Source organism: Klebsiella sp. 10, assembly GCF_018223925.1.
In the GTDB taxonomy this organism is placed as follows: Bacteria; Pseudomonadota; Gammaproteobacteria; order Enterobacterales; family Enterobacteriaceae; genus Klebsiella; species Klebsiella pneumoniae.
Genome location: NZ_JAGRRB010000002.1, coordinates 232,386 through 252,523, shown reverse-complemented (window position 1 = coordinate 252,523; position 20,138 = coordinate 232,386). Strand labels below are relative to the sequence as shown.

Annotated in this window: 19 protein-coding genes; 5 read left to right on the top strand and 14 right to left on the bottom strand. The window is 62.4% G+C overall.

Translation table 11 applies throughout. The annotated features are described in order from the left end of the window. Nucleotides 1-228: 228 nt before the first annotated feature. On the top strand, nt 229-966 hold the full coding sequence (locus tag KHQ26_RS04190; RefSeq protein ID WP_016946774.1) for a glutamine amidotransferase: 738 nt from the start codon (nt 229-231) through the stop codon (nt 964-966). Here KHQ26_RS04190 and pqqF read toward each other — a convergent pair. The 7 genes from pqqF to KHQ26_RS04155 all read right to left on the bottom strand — a co-directional run bounded on the left by pqqF (nt 963) and on the right by KHQ26_RS04155 (nt 7,615). Beyond that, nucleotides 963-3,248 (bottom strand): pyrroloquinoline quinone biosynthesis protein PqqF, encoded by a 2,286-nt coding sequence (gene pqqF, locus KHQ26_RS04185; RefSeq protein ID WP_020803472.1) that lies wholly within the window; start codon nt 3,246-3,248, stop codon nt 963-965. The genes KHQ26_RS04190 and pqqF overlap by 4 nt on opposite strands. Beyond that, complete coding sequence (gene pqqE / locus KHQ26_RS04180; RefSeq protein WP_004212061.1) at nt 3,248-4,390, bottom strand: pyrroloquinoline quinone biosynthesis protein PqqE; 1,143 nt, start codon at nt 4,388-4,390, stop codon at nt 3,248-3,250. The genes pqqF and pqqE overlap by 1 nt, the downstream gene beginning before the upstream one ends. After that, complete coding sequence (gene pqqD, locus KHQ26_RS04175; protein WP_016946776.1) at nt 4,377-4,655, bottom strand: pyrroloquinoline quinone biosynthesis peptide chaperone PqqD; 279 nt, start codon at nt 4,653-4,655, stop codon at nt 4,377-4,379. The genes pqqE and pqqD overlap by 14 nt, the downstream gene beginning before the upstream one ends. A 2-nt stretch (nt 4,656-4,657) precedes the next feature. Beyond that, a complete protein-coding gene (gene pqqC / locus KHQ26_RS04170; RefSeq protein ID WP_004143685.1) occupies nt 4,658-5,413 on the bottom strand; it encodes a pyrroloquinoline-quinone synthase PqqC in 756 nt (251 codons plus the stop codon). After that, nucleotides 5,407-6,333, bottom strand: a complete 927-nt coding sequence (pqqB, locus tag KHQ26_RS04165) for a pyrroloquinoline quinone biosynthesis protein PqqB (protein ID WP_004143684.1) — start codon at nt 6,331-6,333, stop codon at nt 5,407-5,409. The genes pqqC and pqqB overlap by 7 nt, the downstream gene beginning before the upstream one ends. Nucleotides 6,334-6,387: 54 nt before the next feature. Then, nucleotides 6,388-6,459: a pyrroloquinoline quinone precursor peptide PqqA gene (gene pqqA / locus KHQ26_RS04160; protein WP_002905689.1), complete on the bottom strand. Its 72-nt coding sequence runs from the start codon at nt 6,457-6,459 to the stop codon at nt 6,388-6,390. Nucleotides 6,460-6,595: 136 nt separating this feature from the next. Next, the gene (locus KHQ26_RS04155; protein WP_004151888.1) at nt 6,596-7,615 is read right to left on the bottom strand and encodes a dipeptidase; all 1,020 of its coding nucleotides are present in this window, start codon (nt 7,613-7,615) and stop codon (nt 6,596-6,598) included. Between the two features lie 243 nt (nt 7,616-7,858). Between KHQ26_RS04155 and KHQ26_RS04150 the strand changes: the two genes are divergently transcribed. The 4 genes from KHQ26_RS04150 to KHQ26_RS04135 all read left to right on the top strand — a co-directional run bounded on the left by KHQ26_RS04150 (nt 7,859) and on the right by KHQ26_RS04135 (nt 12,311). Beyond that, complete coding sequence (locus KHQ26_RS04150) at nt 7,859-8,851, top strand: alpha/beta fold hydrolase (protein ID WP_004180015.1); 993 nt, start codon at nt 7,859-7,861, stop codon at nt 8,849-8,851. A gap of 86 nt (nt 8,852-8,937) precedes the next feature. Then, nucleotides 8,938-9,678, top strand: a complete 741-nt coding sequence (locus tag KHQ26_RS04145; RefSeq protein WP_004180014.1) for a response regulator — start codon at nt 8,938-8,940, stop codon at nt 9,676-9,678. After that, a complete protein-coding gene (locus KHQ26_RS04140) occupies nt 9,675-11,018 on the top strand; it encodes an ATP-binding protein (protein ID WP_016946777.1) in 1,344 nt (447 codons plus the stop codon). The genes KHQ26_RS04145 and KHQ26_RS04140 overlap by 4 nt, the downstream gene beginning before the upstream one ends. 102 nt (nt 11,019-11,120) lie before the next feature. Continuing rightward, nucleotides 11,121-12,311 (top strand): cytochrome c biogenesis protein/redoxin, encoded by a 1,191-nt coding sequence (locus KHQ26_RS04135; RefSeq protein ID WP_004184155.1) that lies wholly within the window; start codon nt 11,121-11,123, stop codon nt 12,309-12,311. Nucleotides 12,312-12,720: 409 nt separating this feature from the next. Here KHQ26_RS04135 and KHQ26_RS04130 read toward each other — a convergent pair whose 3' ends face one another. From KHQ26_RS04130 to tenA, 7 genes are all read right to left on the bottom strand, one after another. Next, on the bottom strand, nt 12,721-13,614 hold the full coding sequence (locus tag KHQ26_RS04130) for a LysR substrate-binding domain-containing protein (protein ID WP_020803471.1): 894 nt from the start codon (nt 13,612-13,614) through the stop codon (nt 12,721-12,723). 195 nt (nt 13,615-13,809) lie between these two features. Further along, a complete protein-coding gene (locus KHQ26_RS04125; RefSeq protein ID WP_020803489.1) occupies nt 13,810-15,291 on the bottom strand; it encodes a pyridoxal phosphate-dependent decarboxylase family protein in 1,482 nt (493 codons plus the stop codon). A gap of 9 nt (nt 15,292-15,300) precedes the next feature. Then, nucleotides 15,301-16,686 carry a diaminobutyrate--2-oxoglutarate transaminase gene (locus KHQ26_RS04120; protein WP_002905540.1) on the bottom strand — a complete coding sequence of 462 codons (1,386 nt, stop codon included), beginning with the start codon at nt 16,684-16,686 and terminating at the stop codon, nt 15,301-15,303. A gap of 306 nt (nt 16,687-16,992) precedes the next feature. Further along, nucleotides 16,993-17,928: an ABC transporter substrate-binding protein gene (locus KHQ26_RS04115; RefSeq protein WP_016946780.1), complete on the bottom strand. Its 936-nt coding sequence runs from the start codon at nt 17,926-17,928 to the stop codon at nt 16,993-16,995. A 24-nt stretch (nt 17,929-17,952) separates the two neighbouring features. Then, on the bottom strand, nt 17,953-18,693 hold the full coding sequence (locus KHQ26_RS04110) for an ABC transporter permease (RefSeq protein WP_004180004.1): 741 nt from the start codon (nt 18,691-18,693) through the stop codon (nt 17,953-17,955). Beyond that, nucleotides 18,690-19,418: an ABC transporter ATP-binding protein gene (locus KHQ26_RS04105; RefSeq protein WP_004189949.1), complete on the bottom strand. Its 729-nt coding sequence runs from the start codon at nt 19,416-19,418 to the stop codon at nt 18,690-18,692. Before KHQ26_RS04105 ends, KHQ26_RS04110 begins: the two co-directional genes overlap by 4 nt. After that, nucleotides 19,415-20,110: a thiaminase II gene (gene tenA / locus KHQ26_RS04100; protein WP_016946781.1), complete on the bottom strand. Its 696-nt coding sequence runs from the start codon at nt 20,108-20,110 to the stop codon at nt 19,415-19,417. Before tenA ends, KHQ26_RS04105 begins: the two co-directional genes overlap by 4 nt. Nucleotides 20,111-20,138 lie beyond the last annotated feature (28 nt).

Here is a 20,138-nt window from a genome sequence, read left to right as displayed (position 1 = left end):
ATGGGGTGGTGGCCGGACCGACGGCGCGCGCCATCCTGGACCATATTTTTGTCCCGCAGCAGGCATCTTCGGCGGCAGCCGATGTGCCGCAGCGTGACAGCGCCGATGCCCAGTAAGCGACAGGACTTATTCCGCAGGCGCATCGTCCATAGTAATTGGTTATTTGTCCCATCGTCTTCCCGGCGGCATAGTGTTTTACGGGAACATGACCCGGAGCGAGGAGGAAAGGTGACACGTAACCGATTACTGCTGGTCCAGACCGGCACGCCGCCGACGGCCATTCGCCAGGCGCATGGCGATCTGCCGCGCTGGTTTCGCACGCTGCTGGCGCCGTGGCAGACGCAGCTCACCACGGTGCGGGTGTTTGAAGATGAACCGCTGCCGACGCCGGATAACCAGACCATAGCGGTGCTGACCGGCTCGTGGGCGATGGTAACCGATCGTCTGGCGTGGAGCGAACGGACCGCCGACTGGATCCGGCAGGCGGTGGCTATCGACATGCCGCTGTTCGGCGTTTGTTATGGTCATCAACTGATGGCCCATGCCCTGGGGGGCGAGGTGGCGTATCATCCTGGCGGGCGGGAAAGCGGCAGCCAAACCATTACGCTGTCGCCATGGGGTATCGATGATCCGCTGCTGAGCGGCCTGCCGGCTACATTTCCTGCGCATCTGAGCCATTTGCAAACCGTGACTCGTCTGCCGGAAGGGGCCACGGTGCTGGCCGCGTCCTCCCACGATCCCCACCAGATTGTGCGCTATGGGCCGCACGCGGTCTCTACGCAATTTCACCCGGAATTTACCGCGCCGATAGCCCGTTCGCTGATCCGCCACCGGGAGGCGGTGCTGCAGGCGGAAGGTATTGACGCGCAGCGGTTACACGACGAGGTGCAGGAGAGCCCGCAGGGCGCGGCGATCCTTACGCGCTTCGTCAGCGCCTTTCTGACCCCGGATGCCCCCGGCCATTAATCCCCTGTCGTGAACAGCACCTGCCAGCGGCGACGCCGGCGGGTCATTTCGCGTGCCAGATCGGCCACCTCTGCAACGCGCAGCGCGTCAACCGCCTGCGGCGTTAGCTCTGGTAAACCATACTCCTGACGCAGGGCGGACAGCGCCCGCGCCTCTGGCGGCCTGCTGGCGCGGATCTGAGCGGCCAGGCGCTGCTGTAGCGGTCTGAAGGTCGCCTCATCCATGGGGGCCAGCTGGCGCAGAAAGTCTTTACCACAGCGCAGCAATTCCCCGGCGCGGCGATCCGGGGACTGGAGCGCCATCAGCAGCCCGTCGCGATCGGCGACCCGCTGATAGCGGCAGCTCACCACATAGCCAATCTGCTGCTCCACCCGCAGGCGCTGGAAAAATAGCGGCTCACAATGCTGCGCCAGCAGCCGCAGGGCCGCCAGCGAGGCGCCATCCGGCAGCGGAATGAAGACCAGCAGCGCCGTATCGCCTCCCGGATAAACCAGACGTTCGACGCCGCGGCGGCAGGGTGCCGGAGCGGGCATCGGCGGATTAACCGGGGCGGTAATCAGGCTCAGCTGACGCGCTACCCACTGCGCATCTTCTGCGCTGCCGCCGGCCAGGGCCGCCAGCCAACCTTCCTGATGCCCGGATGTACCCAGCCGTTCGGGGAGTTGAGCCATGAGATGACGGATAGCGATACTTTCCGGCGGTGGGGTCGGCGAGGCCACCGGGAGCGCGAGCTGCCGCAGAATGGCCTGCAGGATCGCCTCCGGCCGTCGGCCGGGCTCCGGCAGCTGGAGGGTCAACTGCCAGCTGCCGTCGAACAGATGCCACTCGCCGTGTCCCCCGGCATGGCGCAGGGCGGCAAGCAGTGGGCGCAGCTGTTCCCCACGCGCCAGCCCCTCGGCCTGATCGGGCGAGCAGTAGAAGGGCGGTCGCAGCAGGAGCCTCGGCGGATCTCCCGGTGACGGGAGGTGGAGCAGCGGCGCGGCTTTCTCCGGGCATTTGGCAACGAGATCGCCAGCGGCCTGCGGATAAAAAGCGAACGCCAGCGCCGGGTCAGACTCAGGGCGGCGGCGCCAGCGGCTAAGCGGCAGGCTAAAGCCCTGGGTGGCAACAGGCTCCCCTGGGGAAACGGTCTGACAGGCCAGGCTGACCGACGGGGCGGCCTGCAGGGCGGCGCAAAAATCGGCGAACCCGGCGGGCGGCGCGCCGGGGGCAAAGCCGAATGCCCGCTGGCGCAGCTGATCGAGAGGCGACAGCGCCTGAAAGCGGCGGCGGGATAGCTGATAGTAGTGTAGCTGCTGCTCAGGCGTCGTTTGCTGTAGCGCCTGCAGCCAGTGGGTTATCTGCCGGTCGACCTCTTCCGGCCGGTCGCTGGCGAAGACCAGCGCCAGCCAGCCGAGGTGCCGATCCTGATACAGCCAGTTCAGCGCCACATCCCCGGCCAGCCGGCGCTGGCGCAGGCCGGCCATCAGGCTGCCGGGGGCTTCATCCAGCAAAAACTCGCGCAGTAACGTGACGTTGTCACTTAAAGCGATCAGCGGGCAGCGCCACAGCGCGGGCTGGCTGGAGACCTCCAGCTGCAGTGCAGTGAACTCGCCCAGGCGCAGCGGCGGCGCCGGCGGCGGCGCCTCGCCTGCGGCAAGCCCGGCGGCGAAACGGGCCGCCAGCTCGCCGAGCGCCTCCAGCGACTGCGGCCCCTGCAGCCAGAGCTGCATTCGCTGGGCGACGTAATGGGTGCGGTGAAAATCGCCTAAGGCGGCCTGCAGCGCAGCGAGATCGCCCGCCAGCGCGTCGGCGCTGCCTACCTGAAAGCGGCGAAACGCCGCGGGCGCGCTGGCGGCGTGGCGCACCGCGGCTTCCCGGCGCGATGGCTCATGCTGCTGGATCAGGCGGTACTCGGCGTCAATCACCGCCACTTCGCGCTGAATATCTTCCCTGAGCAGCAGCGGGGCCTGCAGCATCTCCTGTAGACGCGCGACACCGTCAGCCAGAGCATCGGCGGCAACCTCGAAAAAGAACGCGCTATGGCGAGCCAGGGTGGTGGCATTCACGCTTCCGCCCTGGCGCTGCACCCAGCCCATCAGTCGGTCATCATCCTGGTAGCGCTCTCCGCCGTAAAACAGCAGATGTTCCAGCAGGTGCGCCAGCCCAGGGAAGCGCGACGGTTCGTGGTGGCTGCCGGCGGCGACCCGCGCCAGGGCAGCCGCGCGATCCGCCTGCGGCTGATGGACCAGGGTGGCCTGCAGGCCGCCCGGCAAAGTGACGGTGCGGGTCGCCAGCGTCATTACAGGTCCCGGGTTTGGAAGATCAGCTGCGAGCGGGTACGGTTGCGGAACTGCAGCTGGCTGACTTTTATGTCGCTGCAGGCCGCTTCGCGCCGGGCCTCGAGGATTTTGTGATGATGCGGGGATTTGCTGCACACCGGGTCGGCGTTATCGGCGCTGCCGGTCAGCATAAAGGCCTGGCAGCGGCAGCCGCCGAAGTCCTTCTCTTTTTCATCACAGGAGCGGCACGGCTCCGGCATCCAGTCATACCCGCGGTAGCGATTGAAGCCGAATGAGTCATACCAGATCGATTCCAGACTCTGCTCCAGCACCGACGGAAACGCCACCGGCAGCTGGCGCGCGCTGTGGCAAGGCAGGGCGGTGCCTTCCGGGGTGACGCTGAGGAAAATCGATCCCCAGCCGCCCATGCAGCCTTTCGGCCGCTCTTCGTAATAGTCCGGGGTGACGAACAGCAGGTTGGTGAGGTTGCCGCTGGCGGCCATTTTCTGCCGGTAGTCAGCGACCACCTGCTCGGCGCGGGCGATCTGTTCCCGGGTCGGCAGCAGCCCTTCGCGATTAAGAAACGCCCACCCGTAGAACTGGCAGGTGGCCAGCTCAACGTCATCGGCTTCCAGCTCAATGCACAGCTCGATAATTTTATCGAGCTGGTCGATGTTGTGCCGGTGGAGAACGAAGTTGAGCACCATCGGGTAGTCGCGCGCTTTCACGGCTTTGGCCATGGCCAGCTTCTGCTGGAAGGCTTTTTTGTTGCCGGCCAGCGCGGCGTTGAGCACTTCATCGCTGGCCTGGAAGCTAATCTGGATATGGTCCAGCCCGGCCTCGCTGAAGGCGTCCAGTTTGCTCTCCGTCAGCCCTATCCCGGAGGTGATCAGGTTGGTATAGAACCCGAGGTCGCGCGCGGCGCGGATCAGCTCCGGCAGATCTTTACGGGTCAGCGGCTCGCCGCCGGAAAAGCCCAGCTGAACGCTGCCCATCGCCCGCGCCTGGCGAAAGACCTCGATCCATTGTTCGGTGGTCAGCTCCTTATCCTGCCGGGCGAAGTCCAGCGGATTGGAACAGTAGGGACACTGCAGCGGGCAGCGGTAGGTCAGCTCCGCCAGCAGCCACAGCGGCGGATTGACGGTGGGTTTACTCTGGCTCACGGCAGGTGATCCACTTCTGTTGACAGGCGATCTGCAGGAACTCGATGACGTCGTCATCGACGCCGCCGGCTCCCGGGAAACGTTCATTAAGCATGGCGATAATCGCCGCGACGTCGCGCCGGCCATCGACCAGCTCGAGGATCGCCGCGGCGGTCTCATTGAGTTTGGCCATACCCTCCGGATAGAGGATCACATGGCTCTCCTGGGCGGCTTCCCACTGCAGTCGGTAGCCGCGACGAAAGGCAACTATGGACGTTTTCTGCATGATTACACCAGTCGGGTCGTGTGCCAGGCCGCCTTGTCGGTGACCGTGTGATAGGGCGGGCGCTGCAGGGCATAGGCCATGGTCATGGCATCGAGCATCGACCACAGAATGTCGAGCTTAAACTGCAGGATCTCCAGCATCCGGTTCTGTTTTTCAGCGCTGTCGCAGTAGGCCTTCGCCAGCGCCAGGCCATGCTCAACGTCGCGATTGGCCTGGCTCAGACGACTGCGGAAGTAAAAGTAGCCTTCCTCTTTGATCCATGGATAATGCTGCGGCCAGCTGTCGAGGCGCGACTGATGGATCTGTGGGGCGAACAGCTCGGTCAGGGAGCTGCAGGCCGCCTCCTGCCAGCAGGCGCGACGAGCGAAATTAAGATAGGCATCCACCGCGAAGCGCACGCCGGGCAGCACGTGACGCTCGCTGAGCAGATCGTCGCGGCTCAAACCGACCGCTTCCCCCAGCCGCAGCCAGGCTTCAATCCCGCCGTCCTCGCCGTGGCTGCCGTCGTGGTCGAGGATCCGCTGCACCCATTTGCGCCGGGTCTGCGCATCCGGGCAGTTGGCCATAATTGCCGCGTCTTTCAGCGGAATAGTGGTCTGGTAATAAAACCGGTTCGCCACCCAGCCCTGAATTTGCTCGCGGGTCGCGTCGCCGTTATGCATGGCGATGTGGTAAGGGTGGTGAATATGGTAGAAGGCGCCTTTAGCCCGCAGAGCCTCTTCAAAGGCCTGCGGCGACAGCGTGTCAGTGATCAGCATGCGGTATCCTGAAGGGTGATTGCCATCCCGTCCCAGCTCACTTCGATCCCCTGTTGCGTTAGCGCCTGGCGCTGGGGAGACTGCTCGTTAAGGATCGGGTTGGTGTTATTAATATGAATGAGAATTTTGCGTTTTGCCGGCAGAGAGGCCAGCAGGGCCATCATCCCGTGCTCGTCGCCGAGCGCCAGGTGGCCCATATCGCGGCCGGTATTGCGCCCGACGCCGGCGGCCTGCAGCTCGTCATCCTGCCAGACGGTGCCATCGATCAGCAGACAGTCCGCTTTTTGCAGCCACGGTAGCAGGGCTTCATCCGGCTCACCCAGCCCCGGGGCATAGAACAGCGTCTGCCCGTTGCGGCGGTTTTCGATAAACAGCGCCACGTTATGACCCGGCAGCGGCCGGTCGCGATACGGCGAATAGGGCGGCGCGTTGCTGGCGATAGGCACCGCGGTAAACTGCAAATCAGGACAGGCGTCAACGGTAAAAGGCTGCTGCGGAGCGATGGGATGATGCACCAGGCCGCCGTTCCAGTGCCGCAGCATGGTAAACACCGGGAAGCCGGTGGAGAGATCCTCATGAACCTCCGGGGTGCACCAGACCTGATGTGGGCAGCCTTCCCGCAGGCTCAGCAACCCGGTGGTGTGGTCGATCTGGCTGTCGGTGAGAATAATGCCGCCGATATGCGTTCCGCGCAGTACGCCGGCTTTATTTAACTCGGGGGTATGGGCAATCTGCTGGCTGATATCCGGCGAGGCGTTGCACAGCACCCACTCTTTACCGTTGTCGCTGACGATAATTGACGACTGGGTGCGGGGGGCAGCCTGAATGGTGCCATCGCGCAGACCCTGACAGTTGGCGCAGTTGCAGTTCCATTGCGGGAAACCGCCGCCGGCGGCGGAACCGAGGACTTTAATGAACATGAAGACGGACCGGGTAATGAATGAAGGTGCCCGCGCGAACGGCGGGCGGGGCGATTAACGGTTAGAAATGTACAGCGTCACTTCCAGACCGAGACGTAAATCGATAAAAGCAGGTTTCTTCCACATGTTTTGTTCCTCTTAAAAATGACTACAGGCCTCACGGATAATGGTGGATCTGTGATGGCTGCCGCATATTGCGCTTCACCGGGAGAGAGATCAACCCGGAATCTGTAAGGAATTAACTTTATGTTTACAATATAACCTATTGTTGCCAAACATTTTTTAATACCCGTAGCCAGTTCCGCCACAGCAGCTTATCCAGCACCAATTGATCATAGCCGCTAGCGCGCAAGGTATTGATAAGCCGCGGTAAGCCGGCCACATCGCCCAGCTCGTCCGGCAGGGTGATGCCGTCAAAATCCGAGCCAAGGGCCACATGATCCTCACCCATTATGTTAATAAGATAGTCGATATGCCGGACAATGGTGGTTAAGGGCGTGTCGCTATCGCGCCGGCCGTCGGCGCGCAGGAAAGCATTGCCGAAATTGACGCCCACCACGCCGCCGCTGTCGCGGATCGCCCGCAGTTGCTGGTCGGTCAGATTGCGCGGCTGCGGGCACAGGGCGTGGGCATTGGAGTGGGTGGCCACCAGCGGTGACGTTGAGTGATGGGCGGTATCCCAGAACGCTTTTTCATTCATATGAGACACGTCAATCTGCATCTTCAAGGCATTGGCCTGCTTAATCAGATCGATACCTGACGCAGTCAGTCCAGGCCCAGTGTCCGGGCTACCGGGAAACGAACCGTTAACGCCGCTGCCGAAGCGGTTCGCAATGTTCCAGAACGGACCAATGCTGCGGACCCCGGCGGCATAAAAGGCCTGCAGGTCGCGGCCCTCGCCATCAAAACCTCCGGCACCCTCAATATGCGCCACCATCGCCAGTACCTTATCCTCGCGGCAGCGTTCGATATCCGCCGCGCTCAGACACAATCTCAAGCGTCCAGCGGAGTGGGCGATAAGTTGCTTCAAGATGGCCAGTTGCTGCCAGAGGATATCGATCGGATCCCATCGTTGGCTGGCGTATTGCGGCGTCATACGGGCAATATATTCCTGCGGTGGCACGAATAGCGCGAATAGCCCGCCGGCAAATCCGCCTTGCAGCATGCGCGGATAGTCGAGATGGCCGTTCTCAATCCCGGCAAAGAAGGCGCTCACCGGATCCTCGCGATGGTGAAGCCAGAGATTCAGCAGCAGGTCATTGTGACCATCAAAAATCGCCATAGCGGGTTCCTGCGTTCTTAAGTGGTGAAAAATGCCTGCCACGGTAACGGATTTATCTCCCGGGGCAAGCATAAATTCACATGCCCGCAACAATTGCCAACCTCGACTTTGTATCACACTGTATCTCGCGGCGCAGCGCTGACATTAAGAGATAAAAATGGCCCCGGTCGGGCACATGGCGGATACAAATTTCCGTTTTACTGGTCACGTACTCTCTTGATGACGATAAAAGGTGAGAAAACGATGAACAGATTATCCCTGATCCGCTATACCAGCGCCGTGGCGCTGGGGTTATCCACCCTGTGGTCCGCCGCCGTTTGCGCCGCTGAAGACGCGGGGGCGTTCGACAAGATCCAGCAGATCCGCGCCGGCGACCTGAATATTGGCTACGTGGATATCGGCCCGCGCGACGGCCAGCCGGTGATCCTGCTGCACGGCTGGCCCTACGACATTCAGAGCTATGCCCAGGTGGCGCCGGCTCTAGCGCAGAAGGGTTACCGGGTGATCGTGCCGTATCTGCGTGGCTACGGCACGACCCGTTTCCTCTCCGCCAGCACGCCGCGTAACGGTCAGCCGTCGGCGATGGCGGCCGATATTGTCCATCTGATGGACGCCCTTAACATCAGGCAGGCGGATCTGGCCGGTTTTGACTGGGGCGCGCGCACGGCGGATATCGTCGCCGCGCTGTGGCCGCAGCGGGTGAAATCCCTGGTCTCGGTGAGCGGGTATCTGATCAGCAGTCAGCAGATTGGCGAAAAACCGCTGCCGCCGCAGGCTGAGCTGTCGTGGTGGTATCAATTCTATTTTGCCACCCCGCGTGGGGAGGCCGGTTACCGGCAAAACACCCACGACTTTGCGAAATTTATCTGGCATCAGGCGTCGCCGCAGTGGCAATTCAGCGACGCGACCTTTGCCAAAACCGCCCGGGCGCTGGATAACCCGGACCATGTGGCGATCACCATCAGCAACTACCGCTGGCGCCTGGGGCTGGAGAAAGGGGAAGCGAAGTATGCCGGCTATGAACAACGGCTGGCGGCGCTACCGCCGATAACCGTGCCCACCATCACCCTGGAAGGGGCGAATAACGGCGCGCCGCATCCGGCTCCCGCCAGCTACCGTGCCAAATTTACCGGTAAATATGAGCACCGGGATCTGCCGGGAGCGGTGGGCCATAACCCGCCGCAGGAGGATCCGACGGCGTTTGTGCAGGCGGTGGTGGACGCCGATCGTTTGTAACCCGCGCCTTGCCGGCGGCGCGACGTTGCGCTTCCGGCAACACGGCTTATGCTTGTGAAGAGTTTATTTTGCCGCAGGAGCAACCTTTGGAGCGTATTGACCACATCCTGGTCGTCGACGACGACCGCGACATCCGGGAACTGATTGTCGACTATCTGGAAAAATCGGGATATCGCGCCAGCGGCGCGGCGAACGGCAAAGCCATGTGGTCGGTACTCAAAAACCATCAAATTGACCTGATTGTGCTGGATATTATGATGCCGGGCGAGGATGGCTTAACGCTCTGTCGCCAGCTGCGCGCTAACCCGCAGCAGGATATCCCGGTGCTGATGCTCACCGCCCGCACCGATGACAGCGACCGGATCCTCGGCCTGGAAATGGGGGCTGACGATTATCTGATTAAGCCCTTTGTGGCCCGCGAACTGCTGGCGCGCATCAAAGCCATTTTACGCCGCACCCGGGCGCTGCCGCCGAACCTGCAGATCACCGAGGCGGGCAGGCTGATCGCCTTTGGCGACTGGCTGCTCGACACTGCCGCTCGCCATTTGCTTGACGACAGCGGGGCGATTGTCGCCCTCAGCGGGGCGGAGTATCGGCTGCTGCGGGTGTTTCTCGACCATCCCCAGCGGGTGCTGAACCGCGATCAGCTGCTCAATCTGACCCAGGGACGCGACGCGGAACTGTTTGAGCGGTCGATTGACCTGCTGGTGAGCCGACTGCGCCAACGGCTACGGGAGGATGCTCGCGAGCCGGCCTACATTAAAACGGTGCGCAGCGAAGGCTATGTGCTGTCGGTACCGGTCTCCATTCGCGAGAGGCATGAATGAGGTTCTGGCCCGCCTCGCTGCAGTCGAGGCTGATGGCGCTGCTGTTTCTGGCGCTGCTGCTGGCGAATACCTTAACCCTGTCGCTGCTGTTTTATGAGCGTATGAGCAGCGCTCGCAGCGTGATGCTGGGCAATCTGGCTTCCGATGTCGCCACCAGCGTGGCGATCCTTGACCGCCTGCCGGCCGCTGAGCGCCCACAATGGCTGCCGAAGCTGGCGCGCGGCAATTATCGCTATCTGCTGGACGCCGGGGAGCGCGGCGATTACCCGGACAGCTGGCGCGCCCGGGACGCAGCGCGCTCCCTGCAGGAGGCGCTGAGCGCGCAGTATCCGGTAAGTATTGTGGCGATCCCCGGCCCGCGGCAGCATATTCAGGCCCATATTACCCTTCACGACGGCGCGCCGTTGACCCTCGACCTGTGGCCGAAACTACCGGCCATCGCCCGCTGGCTGCCGGTGGTGCTGATCGCTCAGTTTGTCCTCCTGCTGGCCTGCGCCTGGTACGCGGTTCGCCAGGTATTGCTGCCCATCTCCCGCTTTACCCACGCGGTAAATGCCCTGGAGCCGGCCAGCGACACGGCGGGAACTATGGCCGAGCAGGGGCCGGAGGAGGTGCGTCGCGCCGCCCGCGCGTTTAACGCGATGCAGGCGCGCATCCACGATCATCTGCAGGAGCGAGCGCGGATCCTTGCCGCCATCTCCCACGATCTGCAAACCCCGATAACCCGAATGAAGCTGCGGGTGGAGATGGCCGACCAGCCGGAACTGCGCGATAAGCTACTGCAGGATCTCGACAATATGACCCGTCTGGTGCGGGAGGGCATCGCCTTCGCCCGCACCTCGCAGCCGCTGGAGGAGGCGCGACAGCGGCTGAATCTCGATGCGTTTCTCGACACTATCGTCTGCGATTATGCCGATGTCGGCCGGCCGGTCCAGTTTTGTCCCGAAGAGACCGCCGGGGTGGTGTGGGTCCCGCCGCAGGCTCTGCGCCGGGTGATGACCAATCTTATCGATAACGCCTTGAAATTCGGTACGACGGCCACGGTAACCCTGACCCGTGACGCCGTGGGGGATATCACCCTTCATGTGCTGGATGAGGGGCCGGGGATCCCGGAGGCGTCGCTGCAGGAGGTGCTACAGCCGTTTTATCGCCTGGAGGACTCGCGCAATCGCGATACCGGCGGCACCGGCCTGGGGCTGGCGATCGCCGCGCAGCTGGTCAGCCAGATGGACGGCGCGCTGCGCCTGGCCAACCGCCCGCAGGGCGGCCTGGACGCCAGCGTTCGCCTTGCCGCGGCGGGATTGTATCCTGATGTATCTCCGGGGAAGACGGATAACTAAGCCGACAATTCTCCCCCTTTCCCGACACATTCGCCTTACATGGCCTTGCTGTAATGTCGTGGCTGCCACTCTCGGCAGCGACGGCATAATGAGGAGAAGGCGATGTCGATATTAATTGCATTTTTGGGCGGAATGTTAACCCTGCTGAGCCCCTGTACGCTGCCGGTGATCCCGCTGCTGTTCGCCAGCGTCCGGGGCCGCCGGGGGCAGCTGGCGATCATGCTGGCAGGAATGGCGCTGATGTTCGGCGCTGTCTCCTGGCTGGTGACGGTCGCCAGCGGCTGGGTGGTGAATCTGACCCTCGCAGGCCGCGGTCTGGCGCTGGCGTTCTTCGCCCTGGTCGGGCTGAGTCTGCTTTCGCAACGCGTCGCGCAACGGCTGACCTCACCCCTGGTAGCGTTGGGGAATCAGCTTAACGACGCCAGTTCACGCCAGCGCGGCTGGATCGGTTCTCTGCTGGCCGGGCTGGCGGTGGGCCTGCTGTGGGCGCCGTGCGCCGGGCCGGTATTGGGGGCGATACTTAGCCTGGGCTTTGTGCATCCGGGGCAGGCGACTACCGGCGGCTTGCTGCTGGCCTACGGCAGCGGCGGGGCGCTGATGTTATTCCTGCTGGGGTGGTGCGGGGCGGCGTTGATCGCCAGATTGCGTCGCGGACAGGCGTTCGGCGAACGGCTGCGCCGGTTGGCAGGGGGGGCAATGCTGGCCTCGGTGGCGCTGATCGCCAGCGGCGGCGATCGCTATCTGCAAAGCGCTGGTGGACTGAGCCAGGCGCTGGAGCAGCGGCTGGCCGCCCGTCTGCCGCAGCCGGAGCAAAAGACCAGCCTCCAGCCGATCGCCGCGCCGCAGCCCAGCAGCGCGATGCCCTCTCTGGCGGGGGGCAGCGCATGGATCAACAGCCCGGCGTTAACTCCGGAGCGTCTGAAGGGCAAAGTGGTGCTGGTGGATTTCTGGACCCGGGAGTGTATCAACTGTCAGCATACCCTGCCTTACGTGCGCGACTGGGCGAACAAATACCGCGCGGCGGGCCTGGTGGTGATTGGCGTTCATACCCCGGAATATCCCTGGGAGCGTTCGTTGCCCCTGCTGCGCCAGGCGGTGAAGGACTGGCGGATAACCTACCCGGTGGTGGCGGATAATGAGTACGCCATCTGGAACGCCTTCGGCAATCAGTACTGGCCTGCGCATTACATTTTCGACGCTCGCGGACAGCTGCGCTATACCGCATTCGGCGAAGGGGATTATGCCCGCCAGGAGCAGGTGATCCAGCAGCTGCTGCAGGAGAGCAAAGCCTGACCCGCGGCGCAGGCGTCTGGCGGACGGAACCCTCCAGCCCTTATACCTGATGCCGGGCGGCGCTGCGCTTGCCCGGCCTACATGAGCGCGCAGGGAGAATGTAGGCCCGGTAAGGCGGGCATTGAAGCGGGAGAGGCGCGGATGCCCATTGCCGGTGACTGCCGGATGGTTCCGTTCATCTCTTGTGCCCATTGCCGGGCGGCGCTGCGCTTGCCCGGCCTACATCGTTACGGAGCCGCGTGTAGGCCCGGTAAGGTGCAGCCGCCACCGGGCATTGAAGCGGGAACGGTGCTGGGCTGGGCTGCGCTTGCACGGGAGACAGAATGTGGAGTGGGGTAACAGATGCTGCCGAACGGTTCCCTCTCCCTTCAGGGAGAGGGTGAGGATGAATGGAAATGGTGTGACACTGTCACCTTTCGAGCCATCCCTGCAGGGCCTCGGTCATCAGTTCGCCGAGCAGCGCCACGGCGGCGGAATGGTGTTCCTCACGCGGGGTTTGTCGCAGGCTGACGGCCAGACTTCCTGGCGCTGGCAGGAGTCCTCCTGCGGGGCGCAGGTTGCCTGGCATGCCGATGCGGGTGCGTATCGTCAGGCCCAGCCCGGCCTGCACCGCCGCCCAAATGCCGCTCAGGCTGTGGCTGACGAACACCACCTGCCAAGGGATCCCCGCGGCATCGAGACAGGCAATGGCGCGGGAGCGCATCAGGCACGGGCTGTCGAACATCACCAGCGGCAGCGGCTCGCCGGAGACCAGCAGAGCGCGAATATCCAGGTCAGGATGCGCAATCCACGCCAGCGGGCAGAGGCCCAGCCCGGGACCCTGATCTTCGGTTTGCCACAGCAGCGCCAGATCCAGCGCCTCTTCCGCCAGCGCCTGGCGCAGCGGACCATTGCGATCCACCCTGGCGACTATCCGCACCTGCGGATGATGCCGTTTAAATTGCCCGAGGATCCCCGGCATCAGCGATTCGCCAAAATCTTCCTGCATACCAAGGTGGATCTCGCCGGTGAGCCGCTCACCCTGCAGCGCGCGCAGGGTTTCATCATTGAGCGCCAGCAGGCGTCTGGCGTAGCTCATCAGCTTTTCGCCTTCCGCGGTGAGCACCAGATGGCGCCCCTGTTTGGTCACCAGCGCCGCACCGCACTGGCTCTCCAGCTTTTTAAGCTGGGCGCTGACGGCCGAAGTGGAACGCGACAGGCGCAGCGATGCCTGGGCGAAACTGCCGCACTCCATGCCGGTCACAAAGCTGCGCAGGGCGTCGAGATCCAGCCCTGGTAAGCGTTTCTCCATCATTATCCCCATTTTCAGGACGTTTATCCTGAACGTTGTTATTTTCGGGATATTACTGTGGCATCGCGAGAGGCAGGGGTCAACGGGCCTTGCGAAGAGAGCATTAGCGGTGCGGAAAGAAATAAAAAAAAAGCCGATAAGGACATTATCGGCTTATTGCAGGCAAGGCTGACAGCGGGGCGGCAGGCGCCGCCTCGCTAAGGCAGGTTATTGCGCCAGCAGCTCCTGAGCGGTGCGCTCCACCAGGTTCAGCAGAACCTTCACGTCATCCAGCGTCACCACCGGGTTCAGCAGGGTCAGCTTCAGGCAGGTAACGCCGTTGTGCTCGGTTACGCCGACGTTAGCGCGGCCGGAGGCCAGCAGGGCGTCGCCGACGCGCTGGTTGAGCAGCGCGATAGCCGCCGCGTCGCTCCCGGCCATCTGCGCCGGTCGGGAACGGAACAGCACGCTCGCCAGCTGCGGCTGCATCACCAGCTCCAGCGTCGGCTGCGACTTCACGTACTCCGCCACGTTTTTCGCCATCGTGACGCCGTGATCGATGATCGCCGCATACTGTTTCTGGCCCAGCGCTTCCAGACCCATCCACAGCTTCAGCGCATCGAAGCGACGGGTGGTCTGCAGCGACTTAGACACCAGGTTCGGTACGCCGTTTTCTTCATCGAACTCGGAGTTCAGATAGGCCGCCTGATAACGCATCAGCTCGTAATGGCGCGCGTCCTTCAGCAGGAATGCGCCGCAGCTGATGGTCTGGAAGAACTGCTTATGGAAGTCCAGGGTAACGGAATCCACCAGCTCCAGACCGTCAAGGTAGTCGCGATACTGCTCAGACAGCAGCAGGGCGCCGCCCCAGGCTGCGTCAACGTGCAGCCAGATCTGATGTTCCGCGGCGATACCGGCGATGTCGCGCAGCGGGTCGATAGCGCCCGCGTCGGTGGTGCCGGCGGTGGCGACGATCGCCATGATCTGCTCGCCGTTAGCCTGCGCTTGCGCAATCTTCGCCTGCAGGTCGGACACGTCCATCCGCGCGAATTCGTCGGTTTTCACCAGCGTTACCGAGCGGTAGCCGAGGCCCATCAGCGCCATGTTCTTCTGCACCGAGAAGTGGGCGTTTTCCGAGCACAAGACTTTGTACTTGCGGATATCCCCCGGCAGCCCATCCTGCTGGATGGAGTGGCCCTGACGGGCGAAGAAGGCGTCGCGCGCCAGCATCAGGCCCATCAGGTTGCTCTGGGTGCCGCCGCTGGTGAAGACGCCGGCGTCGCCCGCCGGAAAACCGACCCGGGCGCGCAGCCATTCGATCAGCTTCATCTCGATAATGGTTGCCGACGGGCTCTGATCCCAGGAGTCCATGCTCTGGTTGGTGGCGTTAATCAGCACTTCCGCCGCCTGGCTAATCACCAGGCTCGGGCAGTGCAGGTGCGCCACGCACTGCGGGTGATGCACCGACAGGCTGTCTTTCAGGAAGTACTCGATCGCACGATCAATCGCCGCCTGGTTACCCAAACCCTGTTCGTTAAATTCAAGGGAGATACGCTCACGCAGCTCGTCAACGCTTTTCCCCTGATACATCTCAGGTTGCTTCAGCCACTGCACAACGGCCTGGCTGGTCTGCTCGATAACCTGCTGATAGGCTTCAACGCTCTGCGCTGAACCAGCAAGAATCGGATTCAATGTGGACATGGCGGTCACTTACTCCACTCAGACCGGTTTTACGCCGGCGGCCAGCAGGGCCTGTTCAAATTTGTCGAGGAACACGTCCAGCTCCGCGTCGCTGATCAGCAGGGACGGCAGCAGGCGCAGCACGCAGCCGTGACGACCGCCACGCTCGAGGATCAGGCCCGCTTCGAAGCATTTCTTCTGCAGCAGGGCAGAGAGTTCGCCGTCAGCCGGGTAGCAGCCCATGTGATCCTGCGCTTCGTTCGGCTTGACGATTTCGATACCGATCATCAGACCGAGACCGCGAACGTGGCCAATCACCGGGTAGCGTTTCTGCAGCTCGGCCAGTTTACCTTTCAGCCACTCGCCCTGGGCGGCGACTTTGTCGGCGATCTTGTTGTCGCGCAGATGACGCAGGGTGGTCAGGCCGGTGGCCATCGCCAGCTGGTTACCGCGGAAGGTGCCGGTGTGGTGACCCGGTTCCCAGGCGTCGAACTGCTTTTTAATGCCCAGCACCGCCAGCGGCAGCCCGCCGCCAACCGCTTTCGACATCACGATGATGTCCGGCTGAATACCGGCGTGCTCGAAGGCGAAGAATTTACCGGTACGGGCAAAGCCGGCCTGCACTTCATCGACGATCAGCAGAATGCCGTGCTCTTCGGTCACTTTGCGGATGCGCTGCAGCCACTCGACCGGCGCCGGGTTCACACCGCCTTCGCCCTGAACGGCTTCAAGGATCACCGCCGCCGGTTTACGGACGCCGCTCTCCACGTCGTTGATCAGGTTTTCGAAGTAGTAGGTCAGGGCCTTCACGCCGGCTTCGCCGCCGATGCCCAGCGGGCAACGATACAGGTGCGGGTAAGGCATGAACTGGACTTCCGGCATCATGCCGTTAACCGCCGCTTTCGGCGACAGGTTGCCGGTGACGGACAGCGCGCCGTGGGTCATCCCGTGATAGCCGCCGGAGAAGCTGATCACCGCGGTACGACCGGTATATTTTTTCGCCAGCTTCAGCGCGGCTTCCACGGCGTCAGCGCCGGACGGGCCGGTGAACTGCAGGCAATATTCTTTCCCTTCGCCCGGCAGGCAAGAGAGCAGGTATTCGGAGAAGCGATCTTTTAACGGGGTGGTAAGATCGAGAGTATGTAACGGCAAGCCGCTGGTAATGACACTTTGGATGCTCTGCAATACATCAGGGTGGTTGTGGCCCAGAGCGAGAGTACCGGCGCCCGCGAGGCAGTCCAGGTACTGTTTGTTATCCGCATCCGTCAGCCACACGCCTTCGGCTTTAGTGATAGCCAGCGGCAGCTTACGCGGGTAACTCCTGACATTCGATTCGAATTCGGCCTGACGGGCCAAAAAGGTTTCGTTGTTTGCGTCTAATAAATCGGCACGTAAAGTATCAATACGGACTTTATCCGTCATCATATCACTCCCACAACCAGCATTGCGGTTGAACGCTGGTTGAATAATTGGTGTAAGAAATTGAATTGGCATTCATAAAGCGCGCACAATATATGGCTTTTTAAATCCGCATTCAACGTTTTATTGATTGCGCTATTTTGACGTTATTCTTACCAGGGGCAAAATTAACGTAACTTGCTGAATTATAATAGAACAACGCTCTGTCACTATAACCCTTTAAAGTGTAATTATTAGTGAGAAAGTCTCTATATTTTTATTGCCGCTACGTTAAAGCGCTGACGGAATGCCTTCCGTCAGCGATAGCAAGACTCAATGCAGTTGCACCGCATAATTTGTTAAAGGTGTAACTTTTTTCACCAACTTATTGTTATATAAAAACTGTTCGTAAGTCTCGTAGCGCGCTTTATCCAGCGCTGCCGGATCGGTGGCGAACAGGGGCACGGTTTGCAACCACGCCTGGTGGTTGAGTTCGGTCCTAAGATCCGGGTGGGCGGCGGCGAACGCCTCCCAGCTCTTCTGCGGATGGGCGCGCAGATAGCCCACTCCCGCCTGCAGGGCGGTGAGGAATTTACGGATCTTCGCCTCATGAATTGCGTCGCGATGGGCGACAATCACCAGCTCGTCATAGGCCGGCACGCCGTAATCTTCGACGTTCATCACCACCGGCGTTTTGCCCTGCAGCTTCAGCTCCTGCGCTTCTATATTACGATAGCCGCCGATAACCGCGTCCACCTGGCCGGCCAGCAGGGCGCTGGTCAGCTGGAAATTGACGTTCACCAGTTTGATGCTGGCCGGATCGATCCCTGCATGTTGCGCCATGGTCGCCAGGGTGGCCTGCTCAATGCCGCTGACCGAGTAGCCCACCTTCTTGCCTTGCAGATCTGCCGGGGTTTTGATCTGCTTATCCAGGGCGATAACCGTATTCAGCGGCGAATTAATCAGTGTCCCTACACGCACCAGCGGTAACCCTTCGTCAGCAAAAAAGTGCACCTGCGGCTGGTAGGTGATGGCCAGATCCGCTTGACGGGCGGCCACCATGCGCGGAGGCAGCGCGGGATCGGAAGGGGGGATAATCCTGACGTCCAGCCCCTGGGCCTTAAAGGCGCCGATCTGCTCGGCCACCATAATCGGCGCATGGTCGGGATTAATGTACCAGTCCAGCACCAGCGTCAGCGGTTCATTGGCCAGCGCGTGGCCGCTGAACAGGGCGGTCAAGGTTGCCCCGGCGAATAGCGACTTTTTCATCTGTTTTCCTTTATTACGTCATTCTTATTCCGGCGACCAGTCGATCAGCCGGTGTAGCAGGGTATCTACCGCCAGCCACAGCAGGAGGGTCAGTAGTACTAAAATAAACAGCGCGGCGAAGCAGATATCGGTTTGCAGTCGCGCATTGGCGTTGAGCATGACGTAGCCCAGCCCCTCGGCGGAGCCGACCCATTCGCCGATGATCGCGCCAATGGGCGCCACCGCAGCCGCCATGCGCAGGCCAGAGCCCAGCGCCGGCAGGGCGGCCATCAGGCGGACATGTCGCAGTTGAGCGCCGAAGGAGGCATTCATGCTGCGCGCCAGATCGAGATACTCCTGGTTGACCCGCCGCAAGCCATCAAAAAAGGCGGAAGTCACCGGAAAGAAAATCACCAGCACCGCCATCGCCACTTTGGCGCTCATGCCAAAGCCCAGCCACAGCACCAGCAGCGGGGCGAGGGCAAAGACCGGGATCGCCTGACTGGTGAGCACCAGCGGCATCAGCCAGCGCTGCAGACGGGGGGAGAGGATCATGCCCAGCGCCAGGGTGACGCCGAGCGTTACGCCCAGCGCCAGGCCGCTCAGGATCTCACTGAGCGTGATAAGCGTATGCCAGCCGAGATAGGCGCGATTAACCCATAGCGCCTCGGCGACCGCCAGCGGGGACGGTAAAAGAAAATGGGGAATGCCGCTGCGGCTGGCCAGACCCCAGAGGAGCATCAGCCCGCCGAATACCATGCCGCCGCGCCAGAGACGTCCAGTCATGGTTGGGCCCTCATCAGCTGCTGCAGCAGGGCGGCCTGGCCGATCAGGAGATCGGGCGCGTCCGGCGCGCGCGGAGGTGTGCCGGCGAGGTGATGGCTATCATCAATGTCGCCGTCGGCCGCCGAGAGGACCAGCAGGCGGTGGCTCAACCGGCAGGCCTCCTGCGGATCGTGGGTGATAAGCACCACCGTGCGACCGGCCAGCAGGGTGGCCGCCAGGGTCTGAATGCGCGTACGGGTGAGGGTATCCAGCGCCGAGAAAGGCTCATCCATCAGCACGATGGGGCAATCCTCATACAGCGTGCGCGCCAGCGCGGCGCGCTGACGCATGCCGCCGGAGAGAGTCGCCGGGCGGGCGTCGGCGCAGGATGAAAGCTCAACCTGTTCAAGCAGGGCGGCGACCCGGGCACGATCGACTTTTTCACCGCGCAGCCGCGCGCCGAGGGCGACGTTGTCCCTAACGCTCAGCCAGGGGTAGAGCAGATCTTTCTGCCCCATCCACGCCAGACGGCCCTGAATCGGTTGCCCATCGCTGGCGACCACTTCTCCGCGGGTGGCGGGCGCCAGACCGGCCATCACCCGCAGCAGGCTGGTTTTGCCGGCGCCGCTGGCGCCGAGCAGCGACACCCACTGCCCGCCGGGGACCGTAAACGACAGGTTGTCGAACAGCCGACGGTCGCCGACATGCAGGCTCAGGCCACGGACCTCAATACCCGGCGCCGTCACGCCCGGGTCTCCGCCGCGGCGTTGAGGCCCATCTGCCAGAACTGCGCCTCAAGGCGGGTGGCGGTGGTGAAAATCTCGCTCAGCTCAGTGATTCGCGCCTCGCTCCCGCGCTGCTGCCACACCGTTTCCAACAGCGCCAGCGCGGCGCTGACGCCCTGCAGATAGCCTTCATCGCCATAGTTGCGGATCCATGAGGCGTAGGGGTTATCGTCCAGTCGGGTGGCGGGATGTTGCAGCAGGCTGAGACCGATTTCGGCGTAGCCCGCGACGCAGGGCATCAGGGCGACCAGCAGATCCAGCGCGTCACCCGAGTGGCCAATATCCAGCACGTAGCGGGTATAGTTAATGGTTTCCGGCGCTTCAGGCTGGGTAGCCATCTCCTGCTCGCTAATGCCCCACTGAGCGCAGTAACCGACGTGCAGCGGCAGTTCGTTGAGGATGGCATTCATCGAGGCGGCCGCGGCCCGCATCTCCGGCAGCGTGCGCAGTTTACTCACCAGCAGCGCGTAGCTGCGGGCAAAGTGAATCAGAAACAGATAATCCTGGGTCAGATAGCGACGAAAGGCGTTTTCCGCCAGCGTCCCAGAGGCAAGTTGCTGGACGAAAGGATGCGCCACATAGCGCTGCCAGTCAGCGGCGGCCAGCTGGCGTAAACGGCCGTAAAGACCTTGGCTAAAAGCGGGAACGATCACAGGACCTCCATTTATTCAGGGGAGCTCC

Excerpts from the sequence above, each read along its gene's own strand:
- KHQ26_RS04140 (WP_016946777.1), top strand. The coding sequence starts at position 9,675 with ATGAGGTTCTGGCCCGCCTCGCTGCAGTCGAGGCTGATGGCGCTGCTG.
- KHQ26_RS04115 (WP_016946780.1), bottom strand. The coding sequence starts at position 17,928 with ATGAAAAAGTCGCTATTCGCCGGGGCAACCTTGACCGCCCTGTTCAGC.
- pqqC (WP_004143685.1), bottom strand. The coding sequence starts at position 5,413 with ATGCTGATCACTGACACGCTGTCGCCGCAGGCCTTTGAAGAGGCTCTG.
- KHQ26_RS04130 (WP_020803471.1), bottom strand. The coding sequence starts at position 13,614 with ATGGGGATAATGATGGAGAAACGCTTACCAGGGCTGGATCTCGACGCC.
- pqqF (WP_020803472.1), bottom strand. The coding sequence starts at position 3,248 with ATGACGCTGGCGACCCGCACCGTCACTTTGCCGGGCGGCCTGCAGGCC.
- KHQ26_RS04120 (WP_002905540.1), bottom strand. The coding sequence starts at position 16,686 with ATGATGACGGATAAAGTCCGTATTGATACTTTACGTGCCGATTTATTA.
- KHQ26_RS04150 (WP_004180015.1), top strand. The coding sequence starts at position 7,859 with ATGAACAGATTATCCCTGATCCGCTATACCAGCGCCGTGGCGCTGGGG.
- pqqD (WP_016946776.1), bottom strand. The coding sequence starts at position 4,655 with ATGCAGAAAACGTCCATAGTTGCCTTTCGTCGCGGCTACCGACTGCAG.
- KHQ26_RS04135 (WP_004184155.1), top strand. The coding sequence starts at position 11,121 with ATGTCGATATTAATTGCATTTTTGGGCGGAATGTTAACCCTGCTGAGC.
- KHQ26_RS04110 (WP_004180004.1), bottom strand. The coding sequence starts at position 18,693 with ATGACTGGACGTCTCTGGCGCGGCGGCATGGTATTCGGCGGGCTGATG.
- KHQ26_RS04155 (WP_004151888.1), bottom strand. The coding sequence starts at position 7,615 with ATGGCGATTTTTGATGGTCACAATGACCTGCTGCTGAATCTCTGGCTT.
- pqqB (WP_004143684.1), bottom strand. The coding sequence starts at position 6,333 with ATGTTCATTAAAGTCCTCGGTTCCGCCGCCGGCGGCGGTTTCCCGCAA.